Raw genomic sequence first — 13,729 nt, forward strand, 5'->3', positions numbered from 1 at the left:
GACAGAGTGCGGCTCCCGATTTAGCATCGAAGGGCAAGCCTTTCGGTCCCAATTACGAACGCTGCGCTCCCCGGCCTGCTTGCATGAGCAGACGGGTTGAGCGCCGGAGAAAGAAGAACTTATGAAAAGGATGTTGATTAACGCCACCCATGCGGAGGAGCTGCGGGTGGCTTTGGTAGATGGTCAAAAACTCCTCGATCTCGACATTGAGCGCGCCTACAAGGAACAGAAAAAGAGCAATATCTACAAGGGGAAAATCACCCGGGTGGAGCCCAGTCTGGAAGCGGCCTTTGTGGATTATGGCGCCGAACGGCACGGGTTTCTGCCCCTCAAGGAAATTGCCCGGGAATACTTCCAGCAACAGGAACCTGGACAAGGCCGCAAACGCATTCAGGAACTGATTCGCGAAGGCCAGGAAGTCATTGTCCAGGTGGACAAGGAAGAACGTTCCAGCAAAGGCGCTGCCCTCACCACCTTCGTCAGCCTGGCGGGACGCTATCTGGTCCTCATGCCCAACAACCCCCGGGCGGGAGGGGTTTCCCGGCGCATCGAAGGGGATGATCGCACCCAGATCCGCCAGCATTTGCAACTGCTGGATATTCCCGAAAACATGGGGGTCATTGCCCGCACTGCCGGCATCGGTCAGGAACCGGAAGCCCTGCATCGTGATCTCGAATATCTGAAACAGATCTGGCAAGCCATTGTCGATGCGGCAGCAACCCATGCTGCGCCCTTTCTGATTTACCAGGAAGGCAACGTGGTTGTCAGGGCGCTGCGCGATCATTTCTCGGAAGACATCGGTGAAGTCCTGATTGATGAAGAAGGCGCATACCACGCTGCCGTGCAGTTCATGGCTGCGATGATGCCCAAGATGGTGCACCGCCTGAAGTATTACGATAATGATGTCCCGCTGTTCAGTCGCTATCAGATTGAACAGCAGATTGAATCCGCCTTCAGTCGCGAAGTGCGCCTGGAATCGGGGGGCGCTATTGTCATTGATCATACCGAGGCGCTGGTTGCGGTGGATGTCAATTCCGGTCGCTCTACCAAGGGTCAGGATATTGCCGAAACCGCCTTCCGGACCAATCTGGAGGCGGCGGAAGAAATCGCCCGACAGATTCGCCTGCGGGATCTCGGCGGTCTGATTGTCGTGGATTTCATCGATATGGAATCTCCCAAACATCAGCGCGAAGTGGAAGCCAAGCTCAAGGAAGCCCTCAAGCTGGATCGGGCGCGGGTACAACTGGGTCGTATTTCCCGTTTTGGCCTGATGGAACTGTCCCGGCAACGGCTGGGCGCCAGCCTGGAAGAAGCCTCTTCCGAGCCCTGCCCGCGTTGTAATGGCACGGGTCAGATCCGCGGTTGCGAAGCCACCAGCATGCACGTCCTGCGCCTGCTCCAGGAAGAATGCATGAAACCCGGACCCGCCGAGGTCCATGGTGAAGTTCCGGTGGACGTGGCGGTTTATCTGCTCAATGAAAAACGCCTGCCCATTCTGGAGCTGGAAGCCAAAACAGAGACCCGCATTGTCATCATTCCCAAGCCTGAGCTGGTAACCCCCCACTACAAAATCGAACGCATACGCATGGAAGCCAGTACCGTGCGAACCCTGCCACTGCCGCAAAACCTGAGTCATAATGTCCCGCTGACCAGGCCCAGTCGTCCGGGTCCGGAATCGGCCGCCCTCAGCCCACTGACAGCGCCGCCACCACCGGATATTCTCCCTCCGCTCCGCAGCCCTGCCCCGGCAACGGCCAAAAGCAACACCAGCAAAGCGGCCCTTTCGGAGGAAGGCATTCTGGCACGACTGGTGCGCGCCCTGGTGTCACGCTATATGCCTGTGGATGCCGCCACCTTTATGGCGGAAAGCCGTGGTGCCGAAACGACTGCGGAAAGCTCGGCCGATGCCGAGGGGGGTGAAGACAGCCCCACAGAGGAAAATCGCAGTCGGCGGCGGCGGCGCGGTGGTCGTCGGGCCAGGGCTCGGCGTTCCACCCAGAATAATGGCGGGGAAACCGAAAACGCTCAGGAAGCAGAATCCGCAGAGGACACGCATCCTGCCCCGAAGGCCAAGGCATCGGTCAGGACAATGGCCAAGTCCGGTCAGCCGCCAGCGCCAAAAGAGGAACTGGTCTATCCCGGCCCCGTTCCGGCCGCGGACGACTGGCACCTGATGCTGGTATCCACTCCGACCGCCATAACTGGCGCGGAAACCGATCCTGCACAATCTTCAGCCCTGGTGACGGCAGAAACAGGCATTGCTTCGGAAGATACCGCTGCGGCCCCGAGCAGCTCGGCGCCCCAGGCCGCTTTGGAATCCGTGCCCGAAGACTAGATCAGGCGCCCTGCCGGCGCCAGGTGGTGCCGGCAGGGCTGTCTTCCAGAATGACGCCAGCGGCGCTCAGTTCCTCGCGAATGGCGTCGGCACCAGCAAAATCTTTTTGCTGGCGAGCAGCAAGGCGGGCGGCAATGCGGTCTTCAATCCAGGCGTTATCACCCGCATCAGCACCGCCTCGGAAGTAGCTCTCCGGATCTTCCTGCAAAATTCCAAGCATGGCCGCCAGTTCCCGCAGGAGTGTTGCCAGGGGTGCCGCCACTTCGCTTTTCTCATCACGCAAGCGATTGATTTCCCTAGCTAGGTCAAACAGGGTTGCGAGCGCCGCCGGGGTATGAAAATCATCACTCATGGCCGCATGAAAGCGTTCCCGCCATTCGCTGCCCAGCTCCGGCACAATCTGACGCTGGGGCATCCCGCGCAGGGCCGTATAAAGTCGGGTGAGCCCGGCCCGGGCCTGCTCCAGTCCTTCATCGCTGTAGTGCAGGGGACTACGGTACTGGCTGGAAAGAATGAAAAAGCGCAGCACTTCCCCGGAAAACAGCGGCAGCAATTCGCGCACGGTCAAAAAATTATTCAGGGACTTGGACATTTTTTCGTCATTGATCCGCACAAAACCGATGTGCATCCAGTAACGGGCAAAGGCACAACCTGCCCCCTGGGATTGGGCGATTTCATTCTCATGGTGGGGGAACTGTAAATCCGCACCACCGCCATGAATGTCAAAACTGCAACCCAGGGCATCCGCAGACATGGCCGAGCATTCGATATGCCAGCCCGGCCGCCCCTCCCCCCAGGGTGAGGTCCAGGAAGGCTCCCCGGGCTTGGCGGCTTTCCAGAGCGCAAAATCCAGGGGATCGCGTTTATCCTCACCCAATTCCACCCGCGCCCCCGCATTGAGCTCGTCAATGGACTTGCCCGACAGCTTTCCATAGTCCGGAAAACTGCGCACGGCATAATACACATCGCCATTGGCGGCGAGGTAGGCGTGCCCCCGGGCGATCAACTCGGCAATCAGGGTTTGCATGGCACCCACATGCTCCGTAGCCCGCGGCTCCAGATCCGGCGGCTGACAGAGCAAAGCCGCCTCATCGACATGCATGGCATCAATAAAACGAGCGGTCAGGGCCTGAATGGATTCGCCTTGCTCCCGCGCGCGCCGGATGATTTTGTCATCAATGTCGGTGATGTTGCGCACATAGGTCACTTTCAGACCCCGGGCGCGCAGATAACGGACCACCGTATCAAAGGTGACCATCACCCGGGCATGACCCAGATGACAGTGGTCATAAACCGTCATGCCACACACGTAAATGCCCACCTGACCAGGGGTAGCGGGCTCCAGAAGGCGCTTGTCATGATGCATCGTGTCGTAAAGACGAATGGACGGCAGGGCTGGCGACATGAATTCCTCGTTTCAGAGATATTGGGGGACGGTACGCAGGCGCTCTCGGGCACGCTCCATACCGATCAAGGGCAACAGGGCTGCCAGTTCCGGCCCATGACACAGTCCGGTCAAGGCAGCCCGCAGGGGCATGAACAGGGACTTTCCTTTGAGTCCGCTTTCCTGCTGCAGGCTCTTGGTCCAGATCCGGTAATCGCCGGCGGACTGCTGGAGAAGTCTTTCAGCCAATGGCCAGAATGCCGCCGGGGCTTCAGCCAGCGCCAGTAGTGCCGCCGCTTCTTTCGCCAGCCCGGCGAATTCCTGATCGCTGAAGCAGCGTCTGGCCCAATCCAGGGCATCTGCGGGAAGCCGTATATTGGCACGCAGCGCCGCCACAAAAGCCATTGCCATCCCTTCGGGTACCATATCCCGCAATGGGCCAGGAGCAGCGACGAGCCAGTCCCAAAGCTCTGCGTCAGTCAGTTCCTGAAGAGCCAGATGCTGCCAGTGCTGCAGTTGGACCAGATCAAAATGTCCCGGCGCGCGGCTGATGTTTTCTAATGAAAATCCAGAAGCCAGAGCCGCATCGTCCAGCAATTCCGATGCTGCATAATGGTGACCCAGACGGGCCAGATAATTGCGGACGGCTGCCGGGAGATATCCCTCGGATCGCAAATCCCGCAAACTGGCCGCACCATGACGTTTGGAAAGGGGCTGACCATCCCCGCCCAGCAAAAGGGGCAGGTGCGCATATTCCGGCACAGGCAACTGCAGCGCTTGCAAGATCAGGATCTGACGCGGGGTATTGCTGAGATGATCTTCCCCCCGCAAGACCAGATTCACCCCCATCAGGGCATCATCGACGGCGTTGGCAAAGAAAAAAGCGGGGCTGCCATCACTGCGACGAATCACGAAATCGCCCAGATCAGCCAGGGCATAACTGCGCTCTCCCCAGACCCGATCGGGCACGTTCAGTATCCCGGTATCCGGCACCCGAAAACGCAGGACCGGATGAATGCCCTGGGCTGCCAATGCCTGCCGCTGGGCGGAGTCCAGATGACGGCAACGTCCTCCGTAGCGCGGTGACTTTCCGGAAGCGCGTTGCACGGCTCGTTCCGCTGCCAGATCTTCGGGGCTGCAATAACAGGGATAGGCCTGCTCTGCCGCGAGCAGCATGGCATAGTATTTCTGGTAAATATCCAGCCGCTCCATCTGCCGATAAGGGCCTGCCGGGCCACCCAGATCAGGTCCTTCATCCCAGCGCAGACCCAACCAATGCAGATCTTCGAGAAGGGCTTTTTCATAGATTTCCGGGGAACGAGCCTGATCGGTATCTTCCAGACGCAGGACAAAACGTCCTCCTGCGCCACGGGCTGCCAACCAGGCAAACAAGGCGGTGCGGGCATTGCCCAGATGGAGATATCCGGTGGGACTGGGGGCGAAGCGACTCTTGAGATTCATAGTGGTATAGTATTGCGCCATAAGCCGACTCGCAATGACAAAACGGCAACAGGGTACTTGGTAAAAGGCGGCACAGCCTGTCTTTTACCAAGCATTCAGGACATGGAAGAAACGTAATGGCTCAGACTGACGGCTCCAAAGCACGGGGCAAGGCAACCCGGCGTCCCCGGTATGGCCGCTGGATTTTGTTGATCATCCTGCTGATTTTCATCAATATCGGCATCGGTATCGGTATTTACGTGTATCGCATCTGGGACGACCTGCCTCCCGTCCACGAGTTGAAGGAATGGCACCCCGATGAACCGTTGCGCATTTATGCGGCAGACGGTTCGCTGCTCCAGGAAGTCGGCCCGCAAATGCGCTATGCCCTGCCCATTGACCAGATACCGGTCAAATTGCAGGAGGCATTCATCTCTGCTGAAAACGCCCGATTTTACAGCAATAATCCCTTGTATTATCCGGTCAGTTATCCCGGCATCCTGCGTGCGGCGCTGGTCGATATCATCCACATGGCTCCCATGCAGGGTGCCAGCACCATCCCCGAGCAGGTCGCCCGCAATTTTTACCTCACCCCGCAAAAAACCATTACCCGCAAAATTGCCGAAATACTGCTGGCCTACAAGTTGGCCAATCATTTCACGCACCAACAAATTCTGGAACTGTATCTGAACAAAATCTATCTGGGTCAGGGCGCTTATGGCGTCCAGGCGGCGGCGCAGACGTATTTCGGCAAAGACGTGAAACAACTGACCTTGGGCGAAATGGCGACCATTGCCGGCCTGCCACCGGCACCTTCGGTACTGAATCCGGTCATGAATCCTGATCTCGCCAAAAAACGTCGGACTTACGTTCTGAAGCGCATGGAAAATCGCGGTTATATCTCCAGGGCCGAAGAAGCCAAGGCCAATGCCGAACCCATTCTTTCCCGCTACCATGCCCAGGCTTCGGATAGTGCGCCTTATGTGACGGACTGGATCGCCAACTGGCTGACCCAGCAGTTTGGCAGCGATTTCACCTATCGCTCGGGTCTCAAGGTATATACCAGCATCATTCCCAAGGACCAGGTGGCGGCCAACCAGGCCGTTGCGGTGGGACTGGAAAATTATGACATGGGACTTTCCAGCATGGACCCGAAAATCTATCGTGGTCCTGTCACCCGATTGCGTGGGGATGCGTTGCAAGCGGCGTTGGCCGGCAAACGCCCGGAGGTCCTGCCCCCCCATGATCCCGCCAACCTCAAATGGGGTGTGGTCATCAGCGCCGACAGCAAAACCGCCACTGTTGCGCTGGAAGGCAAAAAAGACATCACCCTGACATTGCGGGATGTACGCTGGGCCCGACTGCGCTTCAATAGTCCATTGCCACGCCAAGTCAACGCGGTGCTGCATAGCGGCGACCTGATCTGGCTGCGTCCCTATGTCAACGCCGTGACCGCTGGCGCCGGACAGGAATGGGGGGCCAATGTCTGGTCTTCTGCCGGGAAGGATCCAGGCTGGCAACTCACCCAGATTCCCAAGGTGCAGGGTGCTCTCGTGAGTCTGGACAGCCACAGCGGAGCCATTCATGCCCTGGTCGGAGGATTCAGTTACGAACTCAGTCATTTTGATCGGGCAGTGTTTGCCTACCGGCAACCCGGTTCGGGCTTCAAACCTTTTGTCTACGCGGCAGCCATGGATGCACCAGCACTTCTGGCTTCGGGCAAAAGTACCTACCTGACCCCCCAGACCCCCATACCCGACACCCCCCTGTCCATTACTCTACCCGACGGTCAGGTTTATGTACCGACCAATTACAGCAATCAATTTTCCAATACCCCGATTCCGGTCTGGTCCAATCTGGCATACTCCCATAACGTCCCCAGCGTCCGCATTCTGATGGACATCGGGATTCCCTATGCCGCGCAGTACGTGCAGCGTTTTGGGTTCCCCGCCAAACAGGTTCCCGAGGTGCCGTCCATGGTCCTGGGCGCGGGTGATTACAGCCCCCTGCAAATGGCCCGGGCCTACTCGGTTTTTTCCAGCGGCGGTTTTCTCCCCCACCCCTACCTCATTACCAAAATCGTCAACGGGCGGGGTACCCAGATTTCCCTCTTGAACTGTCCCATGGGCTATGCGCCCCCGCCCTCGGAAACGGCCATCCCTCCAGGAGTTGCCTATTTGCTGACGGAAATGATGCAGCAGGTCATCAAAATCGGTACCGGCGTGGCGGCCCAGAGCCTCGGGCGCAATGATATAGCGGGCAAAACCGGCACTACCAATCATGAGAATAATGCCTGGTTCAATGGGTTCAGCCCCCGTATCACCACCAGTGTCTGGGTGGGTTATGACGATAATCACAGCATGGGACGCTGGGCGGCCGGGGCGCGTGAGGCCCTGCCCATCTGGATTCACTATATGCGTACGGCCATGGCCGGGAGTCCGGCTACGGGCTTTTTCCGTCCGCCTTCGGTCACCGGACCCACCATCAGCGGCGACAGCAACGTCATTGGCGTCAGTGATTATCTGGCGGGTTATCCTCCCTTGGCGCCCACTGCCTCCACGGCTTCTACCAGCAGTGCTGCGGGATCCGGAATGGGAGGCCAGCTGATCAATACCATCAAGCATCTTTTCTGAGAGCCTGATTACTGTTGGGTGATTGCTGTTGGGAGTTTCTACTGACGGTAGCACCGCCTGCCTAAAGGACAGGCATTGCCGTCTCACACCTGCTGAGGAGCTAGAAGATGACCGTTACCTTTGTCTGGTTTCGTCGGGATCTGCCGAACCAGCCATTCTCGCCCAGGCGGGAATCCAGTTAGGCGCCGATTATCCCCGCCCCATGGTTGATCATGCGCAGGCGCGCCACAAAGCCCTGGACATTTTTCAGAACCTGAAGAAAAAGTCTGAATGAAATCCGCACCCACCAAGACCGTCGCAAAAATTATAGCTATTTATAAGGAAATAAAAATATAAACCACTGTGAATATAACAATCCTTGTGAATATTCCGAAAAAATTGGTTTGTTGAACTTTTGCAATTATCTACTACTCTTACTTGTGAGACATTCATTTGGGGTGGATGTTGATTATTGTAATTTCATGACGAAAAAAAACGGAGGAAATATCCATGAAACCTCATGTCGTCGTTCTTGGTGGTAATTTTGCCGGTCTTGGTTCGGCTCAGAAAATACGCGAGTTCTGTGGAGACGCGGTACATATCACCGTTATAGATCGTAAGAATTTCCTGTTATTCGTACCCAACATTCCTGCAGAGGTTTTCGAGGACCGTGACCCCAGCAAGACCTTGGCCATGGATATCGCCAGCACTCTGGATGAGGATGACATCGGTTTTATTCAGGCAGAAATCAAAGCCATCGATCCCGACGCCAAGCGCGTTGATTTTGTCCCCAATGAACGTCCGGGGGCCGCACCAGAAAGTCTTTCCTACGACTATCTGGTCGTTGCCGTCGGCAACCGTCTGGCCTATGACAAAATCGAAGGATTTGCAGAGCATGGACACACGGTCAGTGATTTTTATTATGGCAATAAATTACGCCGCTTTCTGGCTCATGAATATAAAGGCGGACCCGTCGCCATTGGCTCCGCACGCTTCCATCAGGGCGATGGCACCAAGGACATCAAACTCTATGGTGGTCATGCTTTCCCCAGTGCCGAGGCGGCTTGTGAAGGTCCACCCGTCGAAACCATGCTTTCCATGGCGACCTGGTTGGGTCAGCATGGCATGGGTGGACCGGAAAAAATCACCGTGTTCACCCCGGCTTCGCTCATTGCCGAGGATGCTGGTGAAAAAGTGGTCGGCAAGCTGCTGGAAATTGCCGGCGGCATGGGTTTCCACTATGTCAATGAAGGCCAGGACATTACTCGCATTAGCAAAGAGGGCGTGGAACTGGCCAGTGGTAAAAATATTGAAGCCGAATTGAAAATCGTTTTCCCGGACTGGGTCCCCCATGAGTTCCTGAAGGGCCTGCCCATCAGTGATAACGAAGGTTTTGTGGTCACCGACGTGACCATGCGCAACCCCAAGTATCCCCAGGTTTTTGCAGCAGGTGACGCGGCAGCCATTACCGTACCGAAGCTGGGCGGAATCGGTCATGCACAGTGCGAAATTGTCGCCAAGCAAATTGCCAAGGATATGGGTAAAATGACGCCGACAAAAGCAGACAAGCCCTTGGAACCGGTCGTCTATTGTATTGGCGACATGGGTAATAATCAGGCCTTTTACATTCGTTCCAACAGTTGGTTTGGCGGACCAGACCAGATTCTGAAAATGGGCCACATGCCCTTCCTGTTGAAAATGCAGTATAAAAATCTCTTCTTCAAGACGAAGGGTAAAATGCCCGAGTGGGGTCTGGATGCCTCTATACTCTTGGCCGAAAAGCTCTTCGCAGCCTGAAAAAACGAGGGTCGCGAGGCCCTCTATTGGCAAGATATGAATCAAGGGAGATGCATTATGGCAGCACAAGAATCTTTCACCCCGCAGTTCACAGCAGAACAATGGGCAGGGCTCGCCCGCTTGGGCGATCTTGCCTCTGGAGCCGAAAGTTTCATGAACAGCCCAGCGGGGAACCTGCCGATGGAGCTTGCCCTAAAGGCAGGCACCTGGAATGAGCGCTACGACCTTGCAGAAAGCGTTGAAGAGCTTCTGGATACCCTCAAAGTTCTCCGCGATAGTGGGATTTTATCGCTCATCCGTGAGAACGCGGCTTTCCTCACGGAAAGTATTCGCCTGTTAGCACCGCTGATTCCAGGCATCCTCGAAAATCTCCGGAAAATCCCGCTGGATGAAGCGATGTCGGCCCTCCAGTTATTCAGTGAAATCATGCCGAAACTGAATGCAGTCATGGACTTTCTCAAAGGTCCTGCCGGGGGCGCCGTGGTCGCTAAAGTCAAGGAACTGGGGGATATCTGGCAGGAAACATCGGCAGATACCACCATTGTGGAAGCCCTGCGCTTGCTCAAACAAATGCTGGATGACGGCAATCTGCAGCGTGTCGCCGATCTGAGCCGACAAATAGGTCTTTTTGCTGAAACCATTGATCTGGAAAGTCTACTGGGACAGTTCATGCAACAGAGTCATGACAACCCCATCTTCAATTCGGCCGCCGGTCTTCTGCAAAGTGGCAGGTTGATGGCCGCCGCGCTGGCTGACGCCACTGAACATGAGTCCAGGGGCAAAACTGGAGGTCTTTCCGGTCTGTATCACATGCTCAAGGATCCCGAAGTACAACGTGGTATGCGGGTCGTTGCGGTATTACCTGTGTACCTCGAAAAGGCTGGGGTTCTTCCCAGGAATACTGGAAAATAAGTCTTCTAGTAGAAAGTGCCGGAGCAAACAAGGCCATTTTTTCCTGGACAAACCGGGGCGCCGGCACCCGTGTTCTGCGACAATCCATCCAGGGAGTGAAAACATGGATCCAATCAATAAAGCGCCTGCCCCAGGCTGGCGTCATCCCGTATGGTCCACCGCCCAAAAATCCTGTGTGGGGACAGCGTTAGGCAGCAGCAAGCTGTGGTTCACCATCGGTAGCGGTATCATTACCGAAGTTTTCTATCCCCGCATCGATATTCCGCAAATCCGGGATTTAGGCTTCATCATCGCGGATGATCAGGGCTTTTGGCAGGAATTGAAAACCTTTCCCGAACCGGCTCTGGAACTGGACGATCCCCATGTCCCCCTGCCCATTATCCGCCATCATCACCCACGTTTTGATTTCACCTTCAAAGTCTGCGCCGATCCCGACCGCGATGTGCTGCTGATCGACTTTCAACTGGAGGGCGATCCTGAATTACAACCCTACCTCCTCTGCTCCGCACGACTGGGAGAAGATGCCGAGCACAATTGCGCCTGGATTGGGAGTTGGGAAGGGCGTAAGGTGCTCTGGGCAGAACAGGGACCCTTTGGACTGGCTCTGGCCTGTCGTAATTCTGACGGGTATGCGGCGCTGCAACGCTGCAGCGTGGGTGAAGTGGGCGCCAGTGATTTGTGGCAGGATTTTCATGCCCATGGGCGCATGCTCTGGGAATATGGAGAAGCCGGACCGGGTGAGGTCGCCCTGGCTGGACAAATGCCCCGACAGGGCACCTTGGCCCTGGGCCTGGGCTCCAGCAAGGAGGCCGCGGGCACCAAAGCCTGGAGCGCCCTGGCCAACGGCTTCGCGGCCACCACTGCCCATTACACGGATTTATGGCTGACCTGGCACAAAAAGCATCCCCTTCCCCGCAATTTCGCCAGCAAGCTTCCGGATGCTGCCAAAATCCTGTATGCGCGCTCCGGCAATATCCTCAAGGTGCATGAAGACCGTACTTTTCCCGGCGCATTGGTAGCTAGTCTTTCCATCCCCTGGGGAGAAACCAGCACCAGTCGGGGTGGCTATCATCTGGTCTGGTCCCGGGATCTGGTCGAAAGCGCCGGGGCACTGGTGGCCATGGGGGCGATCGAGGAGGCCCGGCAGGTGCTGACTTATCTCATCAGCACCCAGCAGGCCGATGGTCATTGGTTGCAGAACCAATGGCTGGGCGGTAAACCTTTCTGGCAGGGTATCCAGCTGGATGAGACCGGTTTTCCGGTCCTGCTTGCTGCGCTGTTGCGCCAGTACAAAGCCCTGGGGGACATTGCCATAACCGATATGGTCCGCCGTGCCCTGCACTTCATTGCCCATGAAGGCCCGGTTACCGGCCAGGATCGCTGGGAAGAAGACGGCGGAGTCAATCTTTTCACCCTGGCGGTAGTCATTGCGGCGCTGGTGGAAGGCGCGGAGCTGCTGGGCGGCAAAAGTGCCGAATACGCACTGATGCTGGCGGACTACTGGAATGCGCGGCTGGAAGACTGGACTTTTGTCCAGGATACGGATCTGGCCAGACAATATCAGGTGCCCGGATATTTTGTGCGGATCACCCCCGAAGATGTGCTGGTACAGGACGGCGCCAAGGATGAATGGGTGCTGATCAAGAACCGGGCCCATGATCCCCATCTTCCTGCCAGCGACCAGATCGCCAATGATTTTCTGCAGTTGGTGCGTTATGGATTGCGGAGTGCCCAGGATCCCCACATTGTCGCTTCAGTCAAGATCATGGATGCCCTGCTCAAAACCGACACCCCCAGTGGTCCGGTCTGGCATCGTTACAACGGCGATGGCTATGGCGAGCATCGCGATGGCAGCCCCTTTGATGGCACCGGAATCGGCCGGGGCTGGCCCCTGCTGGTGGGAGAACGCGGGCACTATGCCCTCAGCGCCGGGGAAGATGCCCTGCCCTACATCAACGCCATGGCCGCCATGACCGGCAAGGGGGGGCTACTGCCCGAGCAAGTCTGGGAGTCCGACCCGATTCCAGAAAAAGGTCTGGAACCCGGTCATCCCAGCGGTTCGGCCATGCCCCTGGTCTGGGCTCACGGTGAGTACATCAAGCTTTGCCACAGTTACATACTTGGCGCGCCTGTCGATCGGCCCGCAGCCACCTGGAAACGCTATCAGGGCCAGAAACCCGCCATTGCCTATCGCCTCTGGCGCTTGCGCCAAAGACCCCGGCAATTACCCGCCGGTCAGGAACTGCGGATACTGCTCCATGCGCCTTTCACGGTCCACTGGGGCACAAATGGCTGGCAGGAGGTACAGGATCAGGGTTCGGAAGACTGGGAGTTGGGCCACGTCGCCATTTTACCGCTCCGCCAGCTCAGGGAAGGAGAAAGTGTGCAATTCACCATCCGCTGGCAGGATAGCGGTGATTGGCTCGGCGAGGATTTTCATCTGGATATTACAGGAGCATCGTCATGATCCAATTGGATTTGCAAGGAAGAAAGGCATTGGTGACCGGGGCCAGCGGCGGTCTGGGAAGGGCTATTGCCGAAACCCTGGCAGCTGCTGGGGCGCAAGTGGCGGTGCATTACCGCAAGGGTAAGGACGAAGCGGACGCCGTTGTCGACAACATCCGCAAAGCGGGTGGGAAAGCCCAACCTTTTCAGGCCGATATTTCCGATCCTGCGGCCGTGGAAAAGCTGGTGCAGCAGATTGAACAGGCTTTTGGTGGTCTCGACATCCTGGTCAATAATGCCGGCATGGACGGGCCGCGCGCGCTGGTGGGGGATGACGATCCGCAAATCTGGGAAAAAGTCCTCGGCGTTGATCTGCTAGGACCTTATTATTGCGCCCGAGCAGCCATTCCGCGCATGGAAAAACTACAACGGGGAGTCATTGTGAATGTGACCTCCGTCCACGAATTCATCCCTTGGGAAGGCTATAGTGCCTACACCAGCGCCAAGGCGGGCTTATCCATGTTTACCAAGACCCTGGCCCAGGAAACCGCGGATAAGGGCATCCGGGTAGTGGCCCTCGCCCCAGGAGCCATTCAAACCCCGATCAACGAATCGGTCTGGAATGATCCCCAGTCGCTGAAAGATCTCGACCAGAAAATCTCCATGAGTCGCCTCGGCAAGCCCCAGGAAATTGGTAATGTCGTCGCTTTTCTGGTGAGCGATCTGGCCAGCTACATCACGGGCACCACCCTCGCCGTCGATGGCGGGATGCTGATTTATCCGGATTTTCGCCACGGAGGATAG

Annotated in this window: 8 protein-coding genes; 6 read left to right on the forward strand and 2 right to left on the reverse strand. The window is 57.0% G+C overall.

Annotated features, from left to right (window positions below):
• Positions 1-121 precede the first annotated feature (121 nt).
• Positions 122-2,335, forward strand: a complete 2,214-nt coding sequence (locus ACJU26_RS11400; RefSeq protein WP_414039764.1) for an Rne/Rng family ribonuclease — start codon at positions 122-124, stop codon at positions 2,333-2,335.
• Between the two features lies 1 nt (position 2,336).
• Here the strand turns inward: ACJU26_RS11400 and cysS are convergent, their stop codons facing one another.
• On the reverse strand, positions 2,337-3,740 hold the full coding sequence (gene cysS / locus ACJU26_RS11405) for a cysteine--tRNA ligase (protein WP_414039765.1): 1,404 nt from the start codon (positions 3,738-3,740) through the stop codon (positions 2,337-2,339).
• A 12-nt stretch (positions 3,741-3,752) separates the two neighbouring features.
• Positions 3,753-5,201 (reverse strand): glutamate--tRNA ligase, encoded by a 1,449-nt coding sequence (gltX, locus tag ACJU26_RS11410; protein ID WP_414039766.1) that lies wholly within the window; start codon positions 5,199-5,201, stop codon positions 3,753-3,755.
• Between the two features lie 95 nt (positions 5,202-5,296).
• Here gltX and ACJU26_RS11415 point away from each other — a divergent pair, with 95 nt between their 5' ends.
• From ACJU26_RS11415 to ACJU26_RS11435, 5 genes are all read left to right on the forward strand, one after another.
• On the forward strand, positions 5,297-7,792 hold the full coding sequence (locus ACJU26_RS11415; protein ID WP_414039767.1) for a penicillin-binding protein 1A: 2,496 nt from the start codon (positions 5,297-5,299) through the stop codon (positions 7,790-7,792).
• A gap of 489 nt (positions 7,793-8,281) precedes the next feature.
• A complete protein-coding gene (locus tag ACJU26_RS11420) occupies positions 8,282-9,568 on the forward strand; it encodes an NAD(P)/FAD-dependent oxidoreductase (RefSeq protein ID WP_414039768.1) in 1,287 nt (428 codons plus the stop codon).
• 57 nt (positions 9,569-9,625) lie between these two features.
• Positions 9,626-10,480 carry a DUF1641 domain-containing protein gene (locus ACJU26_RS11425; RefSeq protein ID WP_414039769.1) on the forward strand — a complete coding sequence of 285 codons (855 nt, stop codon included), beginning with the start codon at positions 9,626-9,628 and terminating at the stop codon, positions 10,478-10,480.
• 103 nt (positions 10,481-10,583) lie between these two features.
• Positions 10,584-12,947 carry a glycoside hydrolase family 15 protein gene (locus ACJU26_RS11430; RefSeq protein WP_414039770.1) on the forward strand — a complete coding sequence of 788 codons (2,364 nt, stop codon included), beginning with the start codon at positions 10,584-10,586 and terminating at the stop codon, positions 12,945-12,947.
• Positions 12,944-13,729 carry a glucose 1-dehydrogenase gene (locus ACJU26_RS11435; RefSeq protein WP_414039771.1) on the forward strand — a complete coding sequence of 262 codons (786 nt, stop codon included), beginning with the start codon at positions 12,944-12,946 and terminating at the stop codon, positions 13,727-13,729. The genes ACJU26_RS11430 and ACJU26_RS11435 overlap by 4 nt, the downstream gene beginning before the upstream one ends.

The sequence above is a fragment of the Acidithiobacillus sp. M4-SHS-6 genome, from assembly GCF_047421495.1.
In the GTDB taxonomy this organism is placed as follows: Bacteria; Pseudomonadota; Gammaproteobacteria; order Acidithiobacillales; family Acidithiobacillaceae; genus Acidithiobacillus.